The 21847-nt window shown below is 59.6% G+C and carries 20 protein-coding genes and 1 tRNA gene; 12 read left to right on the top strand and 9 right to left on the bottom strand.

The features are described 5' to 3' along the window. Positions 1-82: 82 nt before the first annotated feature. Positions 83-2656, bottom strand: a complete 2574-nt coding sequence (locus NF78_RS05130) for an O-antigen ligase family protein (RefSeq protein WP_081972514.1) — start codon at positions 2654-2656, stop codon at positions 83-85. Positions 2657-2846: 190 nt separating this feature from the next. Here NF78_RS05130 and NF78_RS05135 point away from each other — a divergent pair, with 190 nt between their 5' ends. Then, positions 2847-3656, top strand: a complete 810-nt coding sequence (locus NF78_RS05135) for a hypothetical protein (protein WP_052049825.1) — start codon at positions 2847-2849, stop codon at positions 3654-3656. 10 nt (positions 3657-3666) lie between these two features. Here the strand turns inward: NF78_RS05135 and NF78_RS05140 are convergent, their stop codons facing one another. From NF78_RS05140 to pruA, 3 genes are all read right to left on the bottom strand, one after another. Continuing rightward, positions 3667-4137: a DUF29 domain-containing protein gene (locus NF78_RS05140; protein WP_225885232.1), complete on the bottom strand. Its 471-nt coding sequence runs from the start codon at positions 4135-4137 to the stop codon at positions 3667-3669. Positions 4138-4211: 74 nt separating this feature from the next. After that, entirely contained in the window at positions 4212-4736 is a 525-nt protein-coding gene (locus tag NF78_RS05145) for a peptidylprolyl isomerase (protein ID WP_035985162.1), read from the bottom strand. Positions 4737-4867: 131 nt separating this feature from the next. Further along, positions 4868-7867: an L-glutamate gamma-semialdehyde dehydrogenase gene (gene pruA, locus NF78_RS05150; RefSeq protein WP_052049826.1), complete on the bottom strand. Its 3000-nt coding sequence runs from the start codon at positions 7865-7867 to the stop codon at positions 4868-4870. Positions 7868-8116: 249 nt separating this feature from the next. Here pruA and NF78_RS05155 point away from each other — a divergent pair, with 249 nt between their 5' ends. From NF78_RS05155 to NF78_RS05175, 6 genes are all read left to right on the top strand, one after another. Next, on the top strand, positions 8117-8359 hold the full coding sequence (locus tag NF78_RS05155; RefSeq protein ID WP_035985163.1) for a hypothetical protein: 243 nt from the start codon (positions 8117-8119) through the stop codon (positions 8357-8359). Further along, positions 8337-8693, top strand: a complete 357-nt coding sequence (locus NF78_RS29070) for a type II toxin-antitoxin system PemK/MazF family toxin (protein WP_072015977.1) — start codon at positions 8337-8339, stop codon at positions 8691-8693. Before NF78_RS05155 ends, NF78_RS29070 begins: the two co-directional genes overlap by 23 nt. Positions 8694-8721: 28 nt before the next feature. Next, positions 8722-9249 (top strand): tetratricopeptide repeat protein, encoded by a 528-nt coding sequence (locus NF78_RS05160; protein WP_035985164.1) that lies wholly within the window; start codon positions 8722-8724, stop codon positions 9247-9249. Between the two features lie 115 nt (positions 9250-9364). Then, positions 9365-10315: a putative selenate ABC transporter substrate-binding protein gene (locus NF78_RS05165; protein ID WP_035985165.1), complete on the top strand. Its 951-nt coding sequence runs from the start codon at positions 9365-9367 to the stop codon at positions 10313-10315. Then, positions 10312-11058: a phosphonate ABC transporter ATP-binding protein gene (locus tag NF78_RS05170; RefSeq protein ID WP_035985166.1), complete on the top strand. Its 747-nt coding sequence runs from the start codon at positions 10312-10314 to the stop codon at positions 11056-11058. Before NF78_RS05165 ends, NF78_RS05170 begins: the two co-directional genes overlap by 4 nt. A gap of 366 nt (positions 11059-11424) precedes the next feature. Beyond that, positions 11425-12258, top strand: a complete 834-nt coding sequence (locus NF78_RS05175) for an endonuclease/exonuclease/phosphatase family protein (RefSeq protein WP_156119653.1) — start codon at positions 11425-11427, stop codon at positions 12256-12258. Here the strand turns inward: NF78_RS05175 and surE are convergent. After that, positions 12199-12882 (bottom strand): 5'/3'-nucleotidase SurE, encoded by a 684-nt coding sequence (surE, locus tag NF78_RS05180; protein WP_035985168.1) that lies wholly within the window; start codon positions 12880-12882, stop codon positions 12199-12201. The two genes, NF78_RS05175 and surE, sit on opposite strands and share 60 nt — an antisense overlap. 107 nt (positions 12883-12989) lie before the next feature. Between surE and NF78_RS05185 the strand changes: the two genes are divergently transcribed. Next, the gene (locus tag NF78_RS05185) at positions 12990-13532 is read left to right on the top strand and encodes a Uma2 family endonuclease (protein ID WP_035985170.1); all 543 of its coding nucleotides are present in this window, start codon (positions 12990-12992) and stop codon (positions 13530-13532) included. A 55-nt stretch (positions 13533-13587) separates the two neighbouring features. On the opposite strand, the gene hemB is transcribed toward NF78_RS05185, so the two are convergent. Then, a complete protein-coding gene (gene hemB / locus NF78_RS05190; protein ID WP_035985172.1) occupies positions 13588-14568 on the bottom strand; it encodes a porphobilinogen synthase in 981 nt (326 codons plus the stop codon). A gap of 171 nt (positions 14569-14739) precedes the next feature. After that, a complete protein-coding gene (locus NF78_RS05195) occupies positions 14740-15246 on the bottom strand; it encodes a hypothetical protein (protein WP_035985174.1) in 507 nt (168 codons plus the stop codon). A gap of 186 nt (positions 15247-15432) precedes the next feature. On the opposite strand from NF78_RS05195, the gene NF78_RS05200 reads away from it, so the two are divergent. Both NF78_RS05200 and fba read left to right on the top strand, forming a co-directional pair. Continuing rightward, a tRNA-Lys gene (locus NF78_RS05200) sits at positions 15433-15504 on the top strand. A 242-nt stretch (positions 15505-15746) separates the two neighbouring features. Next, a complete protein-coding gene (gene fba / locus NF78_RS05205) occupies positions 15747-16826 on the top strand; it encodes a class II fructose-bisphosphate aldolase (protein WP_035985176.1) in 1080 nt (359 codons plus the stop codon). Positions 16827-17235: 409 nt separating this feature from the next. Here the strand turns inward: fba and pstA are convergent, their stop codons facing one another. After that, a complete protein-coding gene (pstA, locus tag NF78_RS05210) occupies positions 17236-18219 on the bottom strand; it encodes a phosphate ABC transporter permease PstA (protein ID WP_035985178.1) in 984 nt (327 codons plus the stop codon). Then, entirely contained in the window at positions 18219-19364 is a 1146-nt protein-coding gene (pstC, locus tag NF78_RS05215) for a phosphate ABC transporter permease subunit PstC (protein ID WP_035985180.1), read from the bottom strand. Before pstC ends, pstA begins: the two co-directional genes overlap by 1 nt. 480 nt (positions 19365-19844) lie before the next feature. Between pstC and NF78_RS05220 the strand changes: the two genes are divergently transcribed. Further along, positions 19845-20765: a PstS family phosphate ABC transporter substrate-binding protein gene (locus NF78_RS05220; RefSeq protein ID WP_072015978.1), complete on the top strand. Its 921-nt coding sequence runs from the start codon at positions 19845-19847 to the stop codon at positions 20763-20765. A gap of 132 nt (positions 20766-20897) precedes the next feature. Next, entirely contained in the window at positions 20898-21809 is a 912-nt protein-coding gene (locus NF78_RS05225) for a hypothetical protein (RefSeq protein ID WP_156119654.1), read from the top strand. The last annotated feature ends 38 nt before the right edge of the window (positions 21810-21847 follow it).

Raw genomic sequence — 21847 nt, forward strand, 5'->3', positions numbered from 1 at the left:
CTCCTTGAGGGTAGGCGGTAGAGGTGTTGTTTGCGCCTAGGTCTAACCTACCCACTTGCTCTCGGCTAGCGATCACACCCGTTCAAAAAAGTTTTTTGGCTGGCACAGACGCAGGAACAATTTCAAAGCGATTGTTGACGGCACTAGGTAGATTAAGTTGCTCTGCTTGCAAGGTTTCTACGGTTTGATCCAGAGCGACAAATTCTCTGGGGAACTCTGCAAACAGGCCCAACAACTCCGGTATGACCCACTGGTCAACCTCCTCCAGGGGCGCAATGAAGTTGATGCCTTGGGCATAGCGGTTGCGGTAGGTGAGGCCCAAGAGGCTGCGCCCGGTGCGGGGGGCGGGGGTCCCAAAGGCGGTCAACCACGATCGCAGATCGCGGTATTCGGCCAGAGACTCAGCCAGTTGGGCTTGCTCTGCCGGGGCCAGAGGGCTCTGGGCGAAATAGCTCTGGGCAAAGTCCGCGGGTTGTAGCCAGGCCCGCAGCAGCAGCAGGGCCTGATCCTGGGGCGACTGGTCCAGCGCCTGATTGACAATCTCCAGGGCAGCGGCGGGGCTTTCGTCGGTAGCCAGCAGCGCCTGGGTGATCGGTCGCAGCTCACCCGACTCTGCGATCAGGATGGGCCGCTGATACCACCACCGCACCAGGGCCGTTTGGTCGTAGAGGGTGCCGTACCCTGGCGTGGCTGGCGAGGTAGCCTCCAGCACGGCCTGATGGTGGGCCAGCGCCTGATCCAGGACGGCGGATTGGAGGGGGGCGAGGGGAGCCTGTCGCCACAGAGGCAGGGTTAGAAACCTGGGCTGAGCCACGCCTTCGAGGCTGAAGGCGGTCACGGCCGCTTCGGGTTGCCCCTGAGCTAGCAGAGCCTGGCCCAGGAGGTAGCGGCTCAAGCTGGTATTTCTGGGTAGCAGCTGCACAGCGCGGCGGCTGTAACCCTCAGCGGCAGTAGAATCCTGCGGCAGCAGGAGGGCGGCCAGGTTGTAGTTAAACCAGGCATCGTTGGGGGCGATCGCCGCCGCCGCCGCAAAATGCCCCAAAATATCCTGGCGCGCCGCCGCCTGTTCAGCTGGGGGAACCAGGGGCAACAGCCCGTAGATGTCCTGCCCGGCCAGGGCGTGGTAGGTGGGATCCCACGGAACCAGGGCGGCGGCTGAGCCCAGGTGCTGCAACGAGGCCGCTACGTCTCCCTGGCGGGCCTGGTGTAGAGCGCGATCGCCGTGCCAGAAGCCCAGGTCGGCCACCAGCCACAGGTAGCCAGCGACCACCAACCAGGCCAACACCCCCAGGCTGAGGTAGCGGCGGGTAGAGGTACCCACAGGTGCGGGCGAGGGTAAATCCGAGCGATCGGCCAGGTGTAGCAACAGCCCCAGCAGCGCCACCAGGGCCATAGACAGGCCAATGTTTTCCAGCTGCCAGTCGGTCAGGCTGGAGACCCCGTAGGCCAAAAAGCTCCCGCTGACCCCGTAGAGCAGCCATCGCTGGGTGCGGTCTGAGGTGGCGCGGTGCAGGCGCAGCCACAGCCTGGCAATTAGCACTATCCATAACCCATAGACGATCAACCCCACCAGCCCCAGTTCGCCCAAAATCTGGGATGGCGTGCTGTGCAGCTGCTGGGAATGATCCAGCCCCAGCCCCACCTCGATGGGGCGGTAGAGGTTGGAAACACGGCTCATCACCCCTGGACCAACACCAAATAGGGGGCGATCGCGCAAAATATTGCCCGCCAGTTGGGCCATAAAGTAGCGATCGAGCAGCGGCCCATCCTGCACCACAAAACCCGAGGGGTTGGCAAAATTGAGACCGCTTAGCAAACTGCGCACGCGGGGGTTGCTGATGGCCACAATCAGGACCAGTGGTAACCCCAGCCCCCCCACAGCCATTGGCGCTAACTTTCCTTTAGTCGTAGATCCCAGGATGAAGGTAACGCCAGCCACCACCAGCCATACCAAACCCCCCAGCAGAGCACCCCGCGACCCGCTGACGTAAAGCGCCGCCCCAGTTAAAACCGTGGCGGCCACCGCCAACCACCGCAGCCAACCCTTCAATACCCCCGCGCAGGCCACCACCAGGGGCAACCCCAGGGCAAAGTAGCCGCCAACAAAGTTGTGGTGGCCAAAGGGCATAGCATTGCGCAGGGCTTGATAAAACTCGTTGTCAGGGGCTGGGCTGATGGCTGACTCGGCCCCCGGTCGCCACAGCGCCAGCGAGATCACGGCGGTGCCTAAGAAGGTGGCCGCGATCGCAGCCGCTAGGGTGGATGGCATAGCCGGAGCTTGCCTGATCCAATTCGCCAGGCCATAGAGCGCAAAAGCGTAGAAGGAGACCAGCACTACATTCCACAGGGCTAAAACCCTAAAGTCGCTGATCAGACTGCAGAGGATCAGACCGATGCCCGTGGCCGCCACCGCCCAATCCAGACCGTGGCCCAGGGGGCGAAAGGGACGCTCCAGCTGCCGCAGCTGCTGGATTAGCCAGAGGGCGATCGCCAAAAACCCCGCCTGCCACAGCAGCACCCAGGGCCAGCTCACCATTCGCAGGTAGCTGTGGGGTAGCCACGTCATCGCCACCACCACCCCTCCCCCCAGAGCACCCAACCAGTGCTCCCTGAGGGCTTGGGTCACAGTCGGTTGTGCAATAGAGGGTTGAGTCATGGCCAGAGATGCCGATAGGGTAGAGCAAAGTCTGCAGAAAACCCTGACGACCAGGGGCTTTGCAGCGGAGTTGTTTGGGGTTGCCTGACGCCCTGACGGCGATCGCGGCAGGGGTGGGTAGACTTATTCTAGAACCGCCCCCAACTCTCAGACCTGCTCTACAGGTTTCTTACGCTTATCCCTGACCCCAATGCCGCTATCTGTGAGCAATCCCCATCGTTCCAGGCCCCAGGTCAGGCACCTGCTGGTGTGGCTGGCGCCGATGGCCCTCCTGTTGAGTCTGCTGCCACTCCAGCGGCAGCGCCTGGCCACCATCCAAGACCGCAGCGCCACCAGCCAGAGCCTTGAGCGCCAGGAGGAAGCCACCGCCGCCACCCTGGCGGTCGCGCAGAAAATGCCCACCTTTGGGTTCGACAACCTGGTCGCCAACTGGTTTTTTCTACAGTTCTTGCAGTACTTTGGTGACGACGAAGCGCGGGCTGTAACCGGCTACAACCTGAGTCCAGAATTCTTCCGGGTGATCATTCCCAATGACCCTTACTACCGGATGTTTTACCTGTTTCTGTCGGGCAGTACAAGTAACTTTGCCGCCAAACCGGAGCAGAGCGTGGCGCTCATTGCCCAGGGGCTGGAACGACTCAACCCCAACCTGCCCGAGGATGCATTTTATATCTGGCGCTATCGTGGCGTAGACGAATTGCTGTACCTGGGCGATGGTCAGGCTGCGCAGAAATCTTACCAAACCGCCGCCGACTGGGCGCGCCAGTCAAACCATCCAGACGCCCCCCTCACCATTGAAAACTCCCAGCGTACCGCCGACTTTTTGGCCAATAACCCACTGAGCAAGCAGGCCCAGGTGAATGCCTGGGCCAGTGTGCTGGCCAACGCCTTTGACGATGGCACTCGGCAACGGGCGATTGATCGCATCAACGCTCTCGGCGGCAGCGTCTTCATTAACGAAGCTGGCGAAATCAGCATTCAGTTTCCGCCCGACGATTAAGCCAGGGCCATCACTCGGGTAAATAGTCTGACGACAAGATTTGCTGGGCTGTGTAGCTACAACTGACGGGTAAGTCGTTGTAGGTTAGCGACGTTTCTCGCACGACAAGATCAAGCCCTGACTGAAAGCCAGCGGCAATGGCTTCGGTTAGGTAAGGCTTGAGAGTGGGACTTTCTGCCAACAGGTTAATGATTTCTCGTCGCTGTTCCCGCACCGTCGCGACCCAACTCTTGGAACGGCGCTCAGGCTGAAATTCCCACTTCAGCAGATGGCCTAGCAAAACCCCCAGTCGATTTCTTAGCTCCTGGCGCTGCTGCCGACCCAAAGACTCAATTTCCTCGACTAAATTTGCAATATCTAGGGCAGACCACTGCTGAGTTTGAAGCAGATGAGCCTGTGCTAACGTCCAGGCATAGAAGTCAGCCTCATAGAGAGACCGGGGCTGAGTCAAGTTTCTGGCGGATTGATTTTCAGCAACCACTACTATGCCCTCAGCAAATGACTTGAACCTACGATAGCCCAAGGTCACCTGCTAAGGGCTAGATCATGTAGAACCTACAGCTGGCCGCAGTCGGCAATCACCACGGGTTCTGAGGTCTGGCCGCTGCGGCTGCCCACCTGCTCCATGGCGCTGACCACATCCATCCCTTCGACTACGCTGCCAAACACCACATGCTTGCCGTCGAGCCAGGGGGTGGCCACTGTAGTCAAAAAGAACTGCGACCCGTTGGTGTTGGGGCCAGCATTGGCCATGCTCAGCAAACCGGGGGTAGTGTGCTTGAGGGTAAAGTTTTCGTCGGCAAATTTCATGCCGTAAATCGACTCGCCGCCGGTACCGTTGCCGCGGGTAAAGTCACCCCCCTGGCACATAAACTCGGGGATGATGCGGTGAAAGCTAGAGCCTTTGAAATGCAGCGGCACCCCGGAGGTGCCCATGCCTTTCTCGCCCGTGCACAGGGCGCGGAAGTTTTCGGCGGTTTTGGGGGCGACATCGGCCCGCAGCTCCATCACGATGCGTCCCACAGGGGTGCCGCCAATGGTGATGTCGAAAAAGACTCTGGGATTGGTTGCTTCAGCCATAAATCGATCTCTCGTGCAGGACATGGGGTTAACCTCTGCCATTAACCCACAGTTTCGCTCTGGTGAACACATCCCTGGTGTGGCAAAAGACCCCTGGGTTCTTAGAGAACCCAGGGGTCTAGGCCCGGAGGCTAATCTACCCCCTCGATCGGGGCAAAGCCCTGGCGCTGAACGTTTTCGCTCACGTGGCGGGGCTCTAGAAATTGCAGCAGGTAGTCGGGGCCGCCTGCCTTAGAGCCAACGCCCGACATTTTGAAACCACCGAAGGGCTGGCGCGAGACGATCGCCCCCGTGATCCCCCGGTTGATGTAGAGGTTGCCCACGGCAAACTCGTTTTGCACCCGCTCAATGTGGGAGGGGGTGCGGGAGTAGAGGCCACCCGTTAGCCCATAGTCGGTATCGTTGGCGATGTGCAAGGCTTCATCAAAATCCTTAGCCTTGATCACCGCCAGTACTGGGCCAAAGATCTCCTCCTGGGCAATGACCGCATTGGGTGGCACATCGGTAAACACCGTCGGGCCGACGAAGTAGCCCGTTTCGGGGGCAGGCATTTCCAGGGCCAGGGTGGCTTCGGCCTTGCCTTTTTCGATGTACTCCTTAATTTTGGCCTGGGCATTGGCGTCGATTACGGGGCCAACCTTGGTGCTGGCCTTGACCGCTTCGCCCACGTTGAGGGAGCAGGTGGCTTCGATCAGGCGGCGCACAAAGGTGTCGTACACCGAGGCCACTACCACAACGCGAGAGCAGGCCGAGCATTTCTGGCCGCTGTAGCCGAAGGCGGAGTAGACGACCCCCTGCACCGCCTGATCTAGATCGGCGCTTTCGTCGATGATGATGGCGTTTTTGCCGCCCATCTCGGCGATCACGCGCTTGAGGTGGCGCTGGCCGGGTCGCCACTGGGCCGCCTCGGCGTAGATGCGGCAGCCCACCTCGCGGGAGCCAGTAAAGGCAATCAGGTGCACGTCGGGATGGTTGACCAGGTGTGACCCCACGGTAGAACCCCGGGCGGGCAGGTACTGAAACACGCCGGGGGGCATGCCCGCCTCGATCAAAATTTCGGCAATTTTAGCGGCGATTACGGCGGAATTTTCAGCGGGTTTGAGGATGGTGCAGTTGCCCGTGACCAGGGCGGCGACGGTCATGCCCGTGGCGATCGCCAGCGGGAAGTTCCAGGGTGAAATCACCACCGCAATGCCGCAGGGGAAGTAGCGGTAGCGGTTGGTCTCGCCGGGGTAGTCGTAGGCGTACCCGGCGTCGAGCCGCTCCATTTCATCGGCGTAGTAGCGGCAGAAGTCGATCGCCTCGGAGACTTCGGGGTCGGCCTGACCCAGCGGTTTGCCCACCTCGTACACCATCCAGGCGTTCAGCTCGTGGCGGCGCTCTTCCATCAGCTCGGCGGCGCGGCGGAGGATCGCTCCCCGCTCTTTGGCTGGGGTAGCGGCCCAGGCGGGGAAGGCGGCTTTGGCGGCGGCGATCGCACTATCAGCCTGATCCTGACTGGCCAGCCCCAGCTTACCGACCAGTTCCGCTGGCTTCGAGGGGTTTACCGAATCGGCCGTGGCCTCGGTATCGACCGCAGTACCGTTGATGATCGGGTTATAGCGCTGGCCGAGTTGGGCATGAACTGTTTTGAGCGCTTCGGCGGCTTCGGAGCGCTTGGTAGCTACAGCAAAGTCGGTATCCGGCGCGTTGGGAAAGGGTACTGAGTAGTCTTTGACCTCGGCCCCGGCCATATCCGTTGGGGCAAGCTCCGGGGCCGCCAGCAGGGTTTCGACCGGCACATCCTCCTGGTTTTGGCGCAGGAAGGAGCTGTTGGCGGTGTTTTCGAGCAGACGACGAATCAGGTATGACATGCCGGGGATGAGTTCCCCAAAGGGAGTGTAGACCCGCACTCGGTAGCCTTTGTCGGCCAGGGTTTTGGCTAGCTTGTCGGCCATACCGTAGAGCACCTGTAGCTCAATATTGCGCTTGGGGATATTCAGCGCTTCGGCGATCGCCATCGCGTGGGCCTGCGACCTGACATTGTGACTGCCGATCGCCGCATAGAGATACTGGTGGTTCTCCAGCAGCAGCCGGGTCATGCGCTCAAAGTTGGCATCGGTGGAAACCTTCTCGCTGTAGACGGGGCTGGGCCAGTCGTTTTGCCGCGCGGTAATAGTTTCTTGATCCCAGTAGGCCCCTTTGACCAGGCGAACGGTGATCGGGGTGCCCCGATTCTTTGCCCACAGCACCAGATCCTTCAGGTCGCTATAGCTGTCCTGCAAATACGCTTGCAGGGTGACGCCCAGGTCGTCGCGCTGGCGAAACTCGGCCTCCATCAAAATGTCTTTGAGAATCGCCAGGGTGAGGGCTTTGTAGCGGTACTGCTCCATGTCGAAGTGCACGGCGACGCCGAGGTCCTGGGCGCGGCGCAGCAGGGTGCGGATGTGCTCACTGACTTTGGCACGGCTACCCTCGGCATCCAGCGGGTCAAACTGGGAGTAGAAGGCGGTCAGCTTGACGGAAACCTGCACCTTGGCCAGTTCCTTGCCGTCGGCCACATCGATCGCATCGACAGTCTTCCAACCCTTTGCCGCCGCCGACAGCTGCTCCATCAAATCCAGGTAGCGCTGCAGGTAGGCCTCGGCCTCAGCCTCGGTGATTACCGCTTCCCCCAGCAAATCCATGGTGAAGGTGAGCCTGTCTTTGCGCATGCGCTCGATCGCCTTGATCGCCTGGTCCATCTTTTCGCCAGAGATGTAGCGGTAGGCCAGGGTTTCCACGGCGGGGGCGACAGTGGTAGCGGCCAGCTTGCCGGGGGCCGAGTCGGGGTCGGTAAAGTTGAGCAGTCCCTTCAGCACATTGGGCAGCTCTACCTCGTCAGCAGACAGGTACTCCTGCAGGTGGCGGGCGATTTCGGGCTTGCTGCGCAGGGCGGGCAGGGCATCGATGAAGCGAAACAGCTGCACCTTGAGGCCGGGGTTGGCCATGGCGAAGTCCATGATCTTGTCGTCCCAGCGCATCTGGTCGCGCATTTGGGCAAAAAGATTCTTTTTCTCGCGGGTGGCGGCCAGCAGGGCGGTGGCGATCGCGAGGGTCTTGGTTTCGTAGGGGTGCGAGTCGGTCTGGGGCTGAATGGCTGGGGCTACCACGGTATATGTCTCCTTATTCCCTATCTCCTATCTTGAGCGAAAAAAAGCGCTGTAGGGTCAGCGCGTCATGATACTTTTCTCGCCCAGGAGTAAGGCTTGAGCGGCCTATGATTTAGAGCATTGCCACTTCCACAGGGGGCTCGTCGACGAACCCAATCGCTAACTCTGGGCGTAAAGTAAACACGAGGTAAACGTCAGGCCCTTGGGCTACCCTAAAATTAACCTTGAAAAGCTCACCCACCAAATCCTATGAAAGCTTACGAGCTACCGGCAACGGTTGCAGCTAACGGTCGTTTAACCTGGCCTGAGTTTCAGTTAGACCCTGCTCTCAAAAATGCTCAGGTGAGGGTAATTGTTTTAGTTGAGGAGAGCACTGACATAGAGGAGAATGCGTGGCTACAGTCCGCTGCTCAAAATCCTGCCTTCAGTTTTCTCTATGATTCTGAGGAAGATATTTATAGTGTGAGTGATGGCAAGCCCTTCGAGTCCTAGGGGAAAAGTTGTTTTAGTGCCCTTTCCGTTTGATGATTTATCGGCCACTAAGGTAAGACCAGCTGTTTGTGTAACCCATGCTATAGGCCCTTATCAGCAGGTTTTGCTGGCGTTTGTTACTAGCCGCCTTCCAGAAAATCCATTGGCAACTGACATCATTTTCGATGCATCCCATCCTGAATTTGTCGGCAGTGGGCTGCGTCAGCCATCTGCTTTACGACTTCATTACTTAATGACGGCTCGTACTTCGCTCATTTTGCGAGAATTGGGCGCGCTATCAGAAACAGCCCAAGCAGATATAGCCGAGCGGCTGTGCCGTCTTTTCGCCATCTAGTCTCTGCCCATTAAATTTTTAGTGCCCCATGACCGACGATACCCGCGATCGCGCCAAAACCCAGTACGCCAGCGGCCAAACCGCCTTTGAGCGGGGCAACTACCGCGAGGCGGTGGAATGCTTCGAAGCCGCCCTCGACCTGGCCAAGGCCACGACCCCCCTGGGGGGCGAAATTCAAACCTGGCTAGTGAATGCCTACAGCGCGGTGGGGCGGCAGAGCGATGCGATCGCCCTCTGTCAGGCTCTGACCCGCCATCCCGACCTGGAAACTCGCAAGCAGGGCAAAAACCTGCTCTACATTTTGCAGGCCCCGCAGCTCCAGCGCCCCACTAACTGGATGACAGAAATTCCCGATCTAGACAAGCTGTCCACTGAGGGGGCGCAAAGCCTGGGCCAGGCTGGCTATGCGGGAACTAAAACGACCTCTCGGCCGAGGCCCAAGCCCGAAGAACCAACCATTGACCCCAGCGAGATCAACCGCAAGGACAACGGGTTTTTGTGGGCCGCCCTGGTCGGGGTGGCCCTGATTCTGGGCGGCTTGCTCTGGCTGAGCTAACTGCACCTGCCAAAAGCTGATAGCCGGATCTGCGCCATCCTCAGGGATGGGATTGCTTTGGGCAGGATCCAACCGTATGATCTAAAGCTGCTGTTTTAGATGTTAATTAATCACCATGGTGAGCGTTCGCCGTTCATGGATTGTGGGGGTGTCGAGCCTTTTGCTGCTGCTGCCCCTGGGGGCCTGTGGCACCTCAGCCCCAGAGCAGGGTTCAGAGGCAGGCACCGGAGGGGAAGCGACCACCAGCACCATTCCCCTCACCGCCGGGGCGATTCCCGATCAGGACCCGGAGCTGCTTCAGCGGCTCTACACCAAGCTGGCTGACTACCTGGAGGCCGAGCTGGGCGTGCCGGTGGAGTACAAGCCCGTAACCGACTATGCCGCCGCCGTCACCGCCTTTCGGGTGGGCGATCTGGATTTGGTGTGGTTTGGGGCGCTGACCGGGGTGCAGGCGCGCTTGCAGCTGCCGGGGGCCGAGGCGATCGCCCAGCGCGACATCGACGAACAGTTCCACAGCATCTTCATCGCCAACGCCAACAGCGGCATCGAAGAAATTCAAGACATCAGCGACCTGGCCCAGCTCAAGGGCCGCACCTTTACCTTTGGCAGTGAGTCGTCTACCTCCGGGCGGCTGATGCCCCAGGCCTACCTGGAGCAGGCCGGGGTCGATGTGGAGAACGACTTTCGCGGCGAGGTGGGCTTTTCGGGCAACCACGACGCCATTCTCAAGCTGGTGGAGGCAGGCACCTACGAGGTGGGCGTGCTGAACGAGCAGGTGTGGCTCGATCGCCTGGCCGCCGGGGCCGTCGACACCGACAAGGTGGTGCAAATCTGGCGCACTCCGCCCTACTTCAACTACCACTGGGTAATCAGCCCCGAGGTCGACGAGCGCTACGGCGAGGGGTTCTCGGAGCGGGTGCAGGCGGCGCTACTGGCCCTCGACCCGGCGGTGCCCGAGCACAAGGAGATTCTCGACCTGTTTGGGGCCGAGCGCTTCATCGTCACCACCAACGAAAACTACGCCGAGATCGAAGCCGTAGGCCGCAAGATCGGCAAAATTCAGTGAGCCCATCGCCCGTGTTTCAGCTGGAGGGGGTGAGCTGTCGCTTTGGGGCGGTAACGGCCCTGAGCGATTGCAGCCTGGCGATCGCCCCCGGTGAGCGAGTGGCGCTGATCGGCCCCAGCGGCGCGGGCAAAAGCACCCTGCTGAGCCTGCTCAACGGCAGCCAGGTGCCCACCACAGGCCGCGTCACAATTCTGGGGCAGGACGTCAGCCGCCTGAGCGCCAGAAAGCGACGGCGGATTCAGCGGCTGGTGGGCACGGTCTACCAGCAGCACCACCTGGTGGGCAACCTGGCGGTGGTCCACAACGTCAATGCCGGGCACCTGGGCCGCTGGCCGCTGCCCAGGGCGCTGTGGTCGCTGGTGTGGCCCCAGGCGGTGCCCACGGCAGCTCAGGCTTTGGCCCAGGTGGGCATTGTCGATAAGCTCTACGCCCGCACCGATCGCCTCTCGGGCGGACAGCAACAGCGGGTGGCCCTGGCGCGGGTGCTGGTGCAAGACCCCGCCGCCATCCTCGCCGATGAGCCGATTTCCAGCGTGGACCCGGAGCGATCGCGCGCCCTGATGGACCTGCTGCGCCAGCTGAACGAAACTACCGGCAAAACCCTGGTGATCAGCCTGCACGAAGTCGAGTTTGCGGTGAAGTACTGCGATCGCATCATCGGCCTGCGCCAGGGGGAGGTTCTCTTCGATACCCCATCCACCCAGGTCAGCGACGCTATGCTGGCCAGCCTTTACCACCTTTAGGGCACCGGTCAGTATGGCTGAGATCTCTAATCTGCCACCGCAGGGTCTACAGCTCCCTACCGATTCCTTGGCAGAACAAAGGTTGAAACCGATGATCGATCACTCCTTTCCGTCGGGTCCAGGACGGCGGAACGTCCCTGGTCGACGGGGGTCTGGGGCCATGTCGCTGGCCCCAGTAGCACCTTGAGCTTACTGCCGCAGTTGTGGCTCGCATGCCCCGGCCTCGCTGCAACACAAATACTGTACCGATGCTCTACAGCATGGCATCAAGTTTGGCCAAAGGCCCCGGGAAGGCCGACAGGTGCCGACAGGTAGCAATTTTGTATTAAAGAATATATTCAAAAGCCAGGTTCCTGAGGTTAAGTGATGTCTGTTACAGAGTTTTTCTCTGTTTCACCCGTCTACCGGCCCAGAATGAAAATCGCCACCTGGAATCTTGAGCGTGCGCTCCCCCAATCGGTACAGGCTGAACGCCAGCGCCAATGGTTCAGCCGCATCGATGCCGACATTTGGATTTTGACAGAAACCCATCTGGGCATTACCCCTGGGGAAACCCACGCGTCGGTGGCCAGCAGCCGGCCCGACCGGCCCAGCGAAGAGGACGAGCGCTGGGTACAAATCTGGGCCAGGGCGGGCGAACTGGTGCCCCTGGCCACCACCGATGAAGCCCGTACCGCCGCCGCCCTGCTCACCCTGGCCAGTGGGCAGCAGTGGGTGGTGTATGGCACCGTGCTGCCCTGGCTGGGGAGTAGCTGGCAATCGCACCCTGCCGCCCAAGGGCAGGCCTTTGCCGCCGCCCTGTCCACCCAGCAGACCGACTGGCAACGGCTGCGGACCACCTACCCAGAGGCCATCCTCACGGTTGCCGGAGATTTCAATCAGGACCTGAATGCCCTGCACTACTACGGGTCACGCCGCAACAAACAGGCCCTGCGTCAGGCGCTAGACAGTGTGGGATTGGTTTGCTGTACCGCTGGAGAAAACGACCCGGTGCACCAGCTTATCAACGGGCAGCACTCCAACATTGACCACATCTGCATCAGTTCAGAGGTAGCGACGTACTTTCACCAGTCCTTTGCCTGGCCCCACCGTCTGGACGATCTGCGCGGCCTCTCCGATCACTTTGGGGTTGGGGTGGATTTACCAGAGGCAGATTTTTGTGATCGCGATGTTGCCGCCAAAGCAGACCGCTACGTCTGAATCGGGGTCGTGGCGGCGCTGACCGTAGTTGCCCACATAGTAGAAGTGACCCTGCTCTACCTTGAATTCAGTGGGCAGCGGCTGGGTACAGGTAGTGCAAAACACCAGCTCCGGGTCAGGGTCGCCAGGCTGCAAGTGGGGCAAATTCACATTCCAAAAACAGCCGGGAGGTAGCGCCTCGGCCATCAGGGTCTCCAGCACCTGGGCCGTCAGGCGGCTGGCCAGCGCCCAGTCTACCGGGCGGCGGTTCTGAATGTAGTGGGAGATGGCGATGCCCGGCACCCGCAGCAGGGCCGCCTCTCGCACAGCGGCAACGGTGCCCGACACATGAATATCGGCCCCCATGTTGCCCCCGGCGTTGATGCCAGAGAGTACCCAGGTGGCATCGGGGCACAGGTGGCTGACCCCGACCCGGGCGCAGTCGGCTGGGGTACCGCCAATGGCAAAGGCCTGTTCCTCCCGCTGGGCAATGGCGATCGGCCCACCCCGGTTCATCTGGTGGCTACAGCCCGACAGATGGCGATCGGGAGCCACTACCCAGGTGGAATGGCCCGTCAGCGCCTCCCGCAGAGCCGCAATGCCGGGGGCATCGATGCCGTCATCGTTGGTGAGAATGAAGGTCATGGATAGATTGGCAAAAATTCTCTGCTTGCAGCATAAGGCGTAAACTCCTCCCAGGCGCTGGCGACCCCTAGAATAGACTCAAAGGACTGGGACGGGAGGGGCAGATCATGGGATTGACGGTCCGCGAATTGGCCAAGCTACAGGCCGACTATCCCGACTACCGCATGGAGTTGGTGGATGGCGAGGTCAGCGTTATGAGTCCATCCGGCTATGAGGCCGACGAAGTTTCTACTGAACTATCCAGGGTTTTGGGCAACTGGGTGCGGCCCCGCCAGCTGGGTCGGGTCACCGGCTCCAGTGCGGGGTTTGTGCTGCCCAATTCTGACACCCGTGCCCCGGATGTCTCTTTTGTCAGGGCCGAGCGGCTGCGCCGGAGCCCGCGATCCTTTGCCGAACTGGCCCCAGACCTGATGGTGGAGGTTAAATCGCCAACCGATAGCATCGCTAAACTGCGCGACAAAATTCAGGATTTTCTGGCCCTGGGCACCCAGGTCGGCATTTTGATCAATCCCGAGAGCCGCCAGGTGGAGGTTTACCGGCTGGAGCAGGAGTGTGTCGCCCTCGGCGACGGCGACACACTTACCATTCCTGATCTGCTGCCGGGCTGGGAAGTTGCGATCGCTGACCTGTGGCCGCTGGTGTTTGAGTAATCTGCTAATTCAGATCCCAGGGTTTTTGGAAAACCCTGGGATCTCATACCATCCCCTACCCAATCCAGCGGGCGACATCTTTGGCGTGGTAAGTCAAAATCAGGTCGGCCCCAGAGCGCTTGAAGCTGGTCATGGTTTCCATCACCACCTTTTGCTCATCGACCCAGCCGTTGAGGGCGGCGGCCTTGACCATGGAGTATTCGCCCGACACGTTGTAGGCGGCCACCGGCAGGTTGGTGGCCTGCTTCACCCGCCAGATGATGTCCATGTAGGCCAGGGCGGGCTTCACCATCAGCATGTCGGCCCCCTCGGCAATATCCAGCTCAATTTCTTTGAGCGCTTCGGTGCCGTTGGCCGGGTCCATCTGGTAGGTGCGGCGATCGCCGAACTGGGGCGCACTCTCTGCTGCATCGCGGAACGGGCCGTAGTAGGCCGAGGCGTACTTGGCCGCGTAGGAGAGAATCGGCGTGTCCTCAAAGCCGTGCTCGTCTAACCCGGCCCGAATCGCCTGCACAAAACCATCCATCATGCCCGAGGGGGCAATGATGTCGGCCCCGGCCTTAGCCTGGGCCACGGCGGTTTTCTTCAGCAGCTCGAGGGTGGGGTCGTTGAGCACGCGCCCGCTGAGGTCGCCTACCTCCAGGTAACCGCAGTGGCCGTGGGAGGTGTACTCACACAGGCAGGTATCGACAATTACCACCAGGTCGGGCACCGCCTCTTTGACCGCCGTGGTAGCCTGCTGCACAATGCCGCAGTCGTGCCAGGCTCCGGTGGCGTCGGTGTCCTTGTCGGCGGGAATGCCAAACAAAATAATGGCGGGAATACCCAGGTCGTGAACCTCCTTAGCTTCCTCCACAATTTTGTCCACCGAGAGCTGGTAGACCCCCGGCATTGACGAGACTTCCTTAGCGAAGCCTTCGCCCGGCACCGCGAACAGCGGGTAGATCAGATCGGCCTGGGTGACCAGGGTTTCTTGCACCATGCGGCGAAGTTGCGGGTGCTGGCGCAGACGGCGAGGGCGATGGGTAGGAAACATAGCCGGGGGTGAGGGGTTTCTTAAAAATGAAGCTTCATTAAACTAAAGCTTCATTTTGGAACGAAAACAACTGCTTGGTTACGTTCCGTAACGTCTAACCCCTGGCTTGGCGGGCGGCATCCCCTCGCTCTGGCCAGGGGGAGAATTGCAGAGTCCCCTACAAGGTGGGCCCTAAAAGGTAGGGTCGTGCTTAAAGTCGAGGCATTCGCCATTTTCCCAGGTGCGGTTGCTCTGTTCGCAGGCCCGGCGATCGCTTAAAAACGGAATGGCAGCCGGACTGATCGGTCGCGGTTGACTGACCTGAGTAGGGGTCTGGGTCAGGCGCATCAGCACTGTCAGAGCGCCGATTCCCAGGGCCGTGAGGGCTATCATCATCGCCATTTGCCCCGGTATCGACACCGACTGGCAGGACTTGTCCTGCTGACGCCGCTCCCTGGATCGTTTTTCTGGACCAGCGACCACCACCACGTAGTACCGCTGGAGCAGCAGCGGGATGGACAGTCGAATGTCGACGGGATGCTTTTGCCAAAGGGTCGTGGCCATAGCCACCTGGAGGGCCTCGCGCTGCTCCTCATTAAAGGACCGGGCAATGGTGGGATTCATCTGCTCTAGCAGCCGCTCCAGGGCTTTGGTAGCGGGGGATGCGGCCTGCTCAGACGAGTTGGACGGTGGGTGCATAGGAATGGGACTCGGTATAAATCTACAGGGATGGGATTCTCAGCAAGGTTCCCGACCACCGATCACCGCAATCGCCCCTTCATAAACTATTTATTTGGCAGATTAAATTTGTGTTTGTGCTGTTAAGCGCAAACTCTGTGCTACGATTGCTAATCGTGCTCAGTGGTTGAGTACGTTACCAAATGTGGGTCGCTAGCTCAGCGGTAGAGCACTCGGCTTTTAACCGATTGGTCCTGGGTTCGAATCCCAGGCGACCCATTTTTTTAGTACTGACTACACCTCGAGACGTAGAACTCGCGGTCGGGTCCCACAGTGTTTTATGATGGGGCAGAGTGGCGGGGTGACCACACCCCGGCTGGGTGGGGAGGTCTTTTAAGCTTGACTTTAGATTGTGCAAACATTTCGTCATACATCATCGATCTATCCTAAGATTGATGAGTAAGGCTACCTACTTAAACGACTCGAAGGCCTAACGGCGAGAACACACTAGGAGGAATTTTATGGCGCTTGTCTCACTGAGGCTACTGCTGGACCACGCCGCTGAGAACGGCTATGGCATCCCGGCTTACAACGTAAACAACCTGGAGCAGATTCTAGCCATCATGAAGGCTGCGGATGAAACCGATAGCCCCGTGATTCTGCAAGCATCTCGCGGTGCTCGCTCCTACGCTGGCGAGAACTTCCTGCGTCACCTGGTGCTCGCTGCGGTTGAAACCTACCCCCACATTCCCGTGGTCATGCACCAGGACCACGGCAACTCCCCGGCCACCTGCTACTCCGCTCTGCGTAATGGCTTTACCAGCGTCATGATGGACGGCTCCCTGGAAGCTGACGCCAAGACCCCCGCTAGCTTTGACTACAACGTCGCTGTCACCAGGGAAGTGGTGAAAGTAGCTCACTCCATTGGCTGTAGCGTTGAGGGTGAACTGGGCTGCCTCGGTTCCCTCGAAACCGGCGCTGGCGAAGCGGAAGATGGCCACGGTTTTGAGGGCACCCTCAGCCACGACCAGCTGCTGACCGACCCCGACGAAGCAGTGCAGTTTGTTGAAGCGACTCAGGTTGACGCTCTGGCCGTTGCCATTGGCACCAGCCACGGCGCGTACAAGTTTACCCGCAAACCCACGGGCGAAATTCTGGCCATCAGCCGGATTGAAGAAATCAACCGCCGCCTGCCCAACACCCACCTGGTCATGCACGGCTCCTCTTCGGTGCCCCAGAAGTGGCTCGACATGATCAACCAGTACGGTGGTCAAATTCCTGAGACCTACGGTGTGCCCATCGAAGAAATTCAGAAGGGCATCAAGAGCGGTGTGCGCAAGGTCAACATCGACACCGATAACCGTCTGGCTATCACCGCCGCCATTCGTGAAGCCGCCGCAAAGGATCCCTCCAACTTCGATCCTCGCCACTTCATGAAGCCCTCGATGAAGTACATGACCGAGGTCTGTGCTGAGCGCTACGACGCCTTCGGCACCGCCGGCAACGCCAGCAAGATCAAGCAACAGCCCATCGAGGTCTACGCCGTTAAGTACGCCAAGGGCGAACTCGACGCCAAGACCGCCAAGGCTGCTGCGGTTTAATTGCAAATCACTGGCTGAATTAGGCCAAGTTCCCCAGGGAATGTAGGCCAATCCCCTAGAGCAGTGCTTCTTGGATCCTGTCAGGCTCTAAAGAAGCGCTGCTTTTTTAGATTGACCAGGTATAGCGCCTTAATGATCGTAGGTTGCATTCGCGGCCACCCCCTGTTCGGCACCACTCCGATCGCCTCGATCAGCCGCAATGCATCACCAGAGGAGGCCAATGTCCTATGCGCAAATGGCCATCGATATAAAAAGCCAGGGGTTCACGGAGCAGCCGCTGGGGTTCTGGTTAACATCCTTGCATCGCCCCCAAAGTCCCCCAATTCTGGGGGACTTTGAGATTTCGATCCCCTCAGAATTGGGGGGTTGGGGGGACATATTACACCTGCATTCAGCAACGCCGCGTTGCCTACGATCGCCGCTGTCGTAACCGGCTGCGTAGGACGATCGCGACGCTGTTCATTAGTATCAGCACTGTCATCAGCACAATAATGGCGGCGGCAGCGTTCTCGTGGAATGCTTTCTGAGGGCGGCTAACCCAGTTGAAGATCTGAATTGGCAGCACCGTAAACGGACTTTGCACTACATTCATTGGGCAGCGGGCCAGGTCGAAAGGGTTGAAGAACGGAAACCCTTCGGTGCAGCCAGGGGTAAAGGGCACAAAGGTGAGTGCCCCGATCGCGATCAGCGGTGCCGTCTCGCCGATCGCCCGCGACAGGGCCAAAATCACTCCGGTGAGAATGCCGGGCAGGGCGGCGGGCAGCACGTGGTCCCATACCACCTGCCAGCGGCTACCGCCCATAGCCAGCCCCGCCAGGCGCATCCCCTCGGGTACAGCCCGCAGCGCCTCGCGGGTGGCGACAATAATAATTGGCAGCACCAGCAGCGCTAGGGTAAGCGCCCCCGCTAGCACGGAGCGCCCGCCGGTAATTGGCTCCAGCAGCCGCACAAAAGCCGCTAGCCCCAGCAGTCCGTAAATAATGGATGGCACCCCGGCCAGGTTGCTGATGTTGATTTCGATCAGGCGGGTAAACCAAGTGTCGTCAGAAAATTCTTCCAGATACAGCCCTGCCCCCACCCCCACCGGAAAAGCCACCAAGGCAACAATAATCATGACCCAAAAGGTGCCCGCCAGCGCTCCCACAATGCCTGCATTTTCGGGCTTTCGAGAGGGAAAGCTGGTGAAGAACTGCCAGTCAAGGCGGCCCCAGCCCTGGTTGAGTACGTCGTACAACAGCCAGCCCAGCACAGCAATGGCGATCGCCGTTGCCACCCAGGCGGCAATCTGAAACAGGCGATCGGTAGCGTAGCGTCGGGGCAAGTTGCCCGCAAATTCCTGCGATTCCAACACCACCGGGGGCGGGGTGACAAACTCAGACGGTGAGGTGGCCATTAATCATACTTCTCCCGAAAGCGACGCACAAACCAGTAGCTGACAATGTTCAAGGCTAGAGTCATGAGAAAAAGCATCATGCCCACGGCAAAAATAGTTTTGTAGGGCAGGGTGCCGTGGGGCGTGTCGCCCAGGCTGACCTGCACAATGAAGGCGGTCATGGTCATCACCGGCACAAAGGGGTTGATGAAATTGAAATTGCCGTCGATGAACTGAGGACTCTGCCCCGCCGCTAAGCTGACGATCATGGTTTCGCCCACCGCCCGCGAGGTCGCTAAAATAACCGATGCCACAATGCCTGAGAGCGCCGCTGGTAGGATCACGGCTTGAATGGTCTCGCGCTTAGTCGCTCCCATGGCAAACGCGCCCTGGCGCAGCTCTTCGGGCACGGCGCTGATAGCATCTTCGCTCAGCGACGCCACCAGGGGCAGGATGCTCACCCCCAGCACCATGCCCGCGCTGAGGGCGTTAAACCCCTGCAAAGTTGGGATTAACCCCTGCAAAAAGGGCGTCACCGCCAGCAGAGCAAAGTAGCCAAACACCACCGAGGGCACCCCCGCCAGTAGTTCTAATATGGGCTTGAGCACCTGGCGCACCCGCGGGGCGGCGTATTCACTTAAGAAAATTGCGATCAGCAGCCCCAGGGGAATAGCCACCGTCATGGCAATGGTGCTGGTCAGCAGAGTGGCGCTGACCAGCACAAAAATACCAAAGCCGCCGTCATTGAACAGCGGCGTCCAGCGGTTGTCAGTGAAGAACCGCCGTAGGGCGTGGAACGCTCCCGCCGCCTGGCTAGGGGGCGGGACTCCCAAGGCCTCAGCCTGGTCAAACACCACCTTCGGATCTGCCGCCTGAATTTGATCGCCCAGGCTTTGTAATTCAGTCTCGGAGACATTGGGCAGCAGGTTGGGCAGTTGCTCGACCCAAAGGTCTTGGCGAAAGAACGGGTCTGCAAAAAAAGCCACGGTTTCAAAAATCAGCGTCATCACAATGCCCGCCGTGGTGACGATGGAGATGGCGGCAAAGACAAAACAAACAGCGCGGACAATTGCTTCGACCCGACGGCTGCGATCGCGGTTGGGTCGCCACAGGTCATCTTTTCGAGGCGGAGACCCATCGACCGGAGATAAAGACTCGGCTGACATTGGAAAAATCCCCCAGAGCAGGGGGCAATAAAAGATATATCTAGTACGCTAAACCGCGATCGCCCATTCTGCTCACCAAAATTGAAATTTTTAGTTACCCCTTAAAACAGGAACGGCTACGCCTTAACTTCCTATTAATCAGGCCTTAATTTTGCCCCTGAGCGCTCGCTCTCGAACTCAATATCAGCCTTTTTGAATTGACTCAGCATGTCATCTAAATCCCACAAAATCAAGAGACGATCAGGCTCTATCGCCACTCCACATGCCGAAAGACCTCCCCCAAGGGCAAGCACATACATTCATATTTTTTGTCAATATCGACTGATCTATGGACGTAGTTAATTTTCAAGGTCTAGCTAATCTTTTCTTAATCTTCGCTAAGCCATCGCTTATTTATCCTATCAACCCGTCTTAGGCTTTGTACTCTACGCTCATGAATGGCGAATTTGAATCTCTTTAGAACGCCACGGAGAGTGTTGTATGTTGAGCCGACAAAAATTTAATCGCTATGCGCTAGCCGGGGTAGTTACTGCCGCCATCGCCGCTGGAGTAGCGGCACCCAGCGCCTTTTCCCAGAGTGGCAGCTCCATAACGGTTGATGGTTCCAGCACCGTTTTTCCCATCTCTGAAGTGATGGCCGAAGAATTTATGGCCGCAAGCCGTGGCACCCAGGTCACCGTAGGGGTGTCAGGTACCGGCGGTGGCTTCCGCAAGTTTTGCAATGACGAGCTAGACATCACCGGAGCCTCTCGTACGATCCGCGAATCCGAGGTCGAAGCTTGTAGAGCTGCTGGCATCGAGTACATGGAAGTGCCCATCGCCTTCGACGCTCTGACTGTGGTGATCAACCCCAACAATACCTGGGCCACTAGCCTCACCGTTGAGCAGCTGAAGCAAATTTGGGAACCCGCTGCCGAAGGCCGCATCACTCGCTGGAACCAGATTGACCCCAGCTGGCCCAACGCGCCTTTGAACCTGTTTGGCCCCGGCACTGACTCCGGCACCTTCGACTATTTCACCACCTACATTGTTGGTGAAGCCGCCTCTAGCCGGGCCGACTTCACCGCCAGCGAAGACGACAACATCCTGGTGCTCGGCGTAGCCCGCGATGTCAACGCCCTCGGCTACTTTGGCTACGCTTACTACGAAGAAAACCGCGACACCCTCCGCTCTGTGGCGGTCAACGGTGTGCGGCCTAGCGAAGCAACCCTGCTAGATGGCACCTACACTCCCCTGTCTCGAACCATCTACTTCTACGTGAAGAAGAGCAGCTTTGAGAACAACCCCCAGGTTCGTGCCTTCGTCGAGTTCATGCTTGACAACGCCGAAGAACTGGTGCCTGAGACTGGCTATGTGGCCCTGCCCTCCGAGCGCTACACCGCCATTCGCGCTGGCCTCTAGAGGTCAGGCTGCTTTCTAGGAGTGCGATCGCTTCGCACTCCTACTTTTAGCCCTTGGGAAGCCAGCTCATTCCCAGGGGCTTTGCGGTAGCTAGTCCTTAGACCCCAAATTTCACAAAACACTGCCACGACGATGACTACGCCCATGACCCTCGGGGAATCCGTAAAATTGCCAGCCCCCCAGCCGGATTGGCCCCCACCGCCGCCAAAGCCGCGCCGCCTCAAGGGCTGGGCCCAGCTCAAGCGGTTGTTGGCACCGCTATTTGGCCTGTCGGTGCTGGCCCATGGGCTGCTGTTGTTGGCACCGCTGCCCTCTAGCCCAGCGCCGGAGGTAGAAGAAGCGGCGAGCGAGGAGGAGTTTGTCGACCTGCTGAGTATCAGTAGCCTCGCCGCCCCTGAGCCCGAGCCCGAACCCGAACCCCTCGCCGCCCCACCCCCGGAGGCGGCCCCGCCGCCCACCCAGGCCCAAGCCCCGACGGCCCCAACCCAGCCGGTGATTCCGGAGGTGTATCCCATCACCCCGGCAGCAGCCCCGGCCCCGGCTGAGGCTGCACCGTTCACAGAGGCCGCCTTTGAGGCCCCGCCAGAACAGCCCGCGGCATTTGTGCAGGACGAGGAGGTGACCGCGATTTTTTCTCGCCTGACCCGGGGCGCAGGCGATAGCGACTTTGACTCTACGGCCACGTCGTTTCCCAGCGTGGCGTTTCTCACGCGCCAGGGCATCAAGGATTGGTCGGCAGCGGAGCAGCAGTGCTTTTTTACTGAGATCAACGCCGATCGCTTTGCCCTGCGGCCCGGTGCAATCGATGTTCGCTTCCTCACCCGCAACATTGAGTTCATTGAGCGCCAGGATATTCCTCGGACGTTTCCTGCCCCCGAGTTTCAGGTCAGTGAAGTGCCGGGGGGCTACTGTGGCCGAACGCTATTTCAAGTCTTGAAGGGGGGCCAGCCTGTACTCTTTATTTCGGTGGCTGGAGTTGGCGTGGGTAACCCTGCCAGTACCGGCCTAGTGATCATTTGGAACACTGACCCCAGGGTTGGCTAAGCACGGATGACTATTAGGCGATCGCGCCCCTTCCCCTA

Origin of the sequence: Leptolyngbya sp. KIOST-1 (assembly GCF_000763385.1) — a bacterium.
Lineage (GTDB): Bacteria > Cyanobacteriota > Cyanobacteriia > Phormidesmidales > Phormidesmidaceae > Nodosilinea.

Excerpts from the sequence above, each read along its gene's own strand:
- NF78_RS29070 (WP_072015977.1), top strand. The coding sequence starts at position 8,337 with ATGGCAAGCCCTTCGAGTCCTAGGGGAAAAGTTGTTTTAGTGCCCTTT.
- NF78_RS05185 (WP_035985170.1), top strand. The coding sequence starts at position 12,990 with ATGGGATTGACGGTCCGCGAATTGGCCAAGCTACAGGCCGACTATCCC.
- NF78_RS05145 (WP_035985162.1), bottom strand. The coding sequence starts at position 4,736 with ATGGCTGAAGCAACCAATCCCAGAGTCTTTTTCGACATCACCATTGGC.
- NF78_RS05160 (WP_035985164.1), top strand. The coding sequence starts at position 8,722 with ATGACCGACGATACCCGCGATCGCGCCAAAACCCAGTACGCCAGCGGC.
- NF78_RS05155 (WP_035985163.1), top strand. The coding sequence starts at position 8,117 with ATGAAAGCTTACGAGCTACCGGCAACGGTTGCAGCTAACGGTCGTTTA.
- fba (WP_035985176.1), top strand. The coding sequence starts at position 15,747 with ATGGCGCTTGTCTCACTGAGGCTACTGCTGGACCACGCCGCTGAGAAC.
- NF78_RS05225 (WP_156119654.1), top strand. The coding sequence starts at position 20,898 with ATGACTACGCCCATGACCCTCGGGGAATCCGTAAAATTGCCAGCCCCC.
- NF78_RS05220 (WP_072015978.1), top strand. The coding sequence starts at position 19,845 with ATGTTGAGCCGACAAAAATTTAATCGCTATGCGCTAGCCGGGGTAGTT.
- NF78_RS05130 (WP_081972514.1), bottom strand. The coding sequence starts at position 2,656 with ATGACTCAACCCTCTATTGCACAACCGACTGTGACCCAAGCCCTCAGG.
- NF78_RS05165 (WP_035985165.1), top strand. The coding sequence starts at position 9,365 with ATGGTGAGCGTTCGCCGTTCATGGATTGTGGGGGTGTCGAGCCTTTTG.
- pstC (WP_035985180.1), bottom strand. The coding sequence starts at position 19,364 with ATGTCAGCCGAGTCTTTATCTCCGGTCGATGGGTCTCCGCCTCGAAAA.
- surE (WP_035985168.1), bottom strand. The coding sequence starts at position 12,882 with ATGACCTTCATTCTCACCAACGATGACGGCATCGATGCCCCCGGCATT.
- hemB (WP_035985172.1), bottom strand. The coding sequence starts at position 14,568 with ATGTTTCCTACCCATCGCCCTCGCCGTCTGCGCCAGCACCCGCAACTT.
- NF78_RS05195 (WP_035985174.1), bottom strand. The coding sequence starts at position 15,246 with ATGCACCCACCGTCCAACTCGTCTGAGCAGGCCGCATCCCCCGCTACC.
- NF78_RS05175 (WP_156119653.1), top strand. The coding sequence starts at position 11,425 with ATGTCTGTTACAGAGTTTTTCTCTGTTTCACCCGTCTACCGGCCCAGA.
- pstA (WP_035985178.1), bottom strand. The coding sequence starts at position 18,219 with ATGGCCACCTCACCGTCTGAGTTTGTCACCCCGCCCCCGGTGGTGTTG.
- NF78_RS05135 (WP_052049825.1), top strand. The coding sequence starts at position 2,847 with ATGCCGCTATCTGTGAGCAATCCCCATCGTTCCAGGCCCCAGGTCAGG.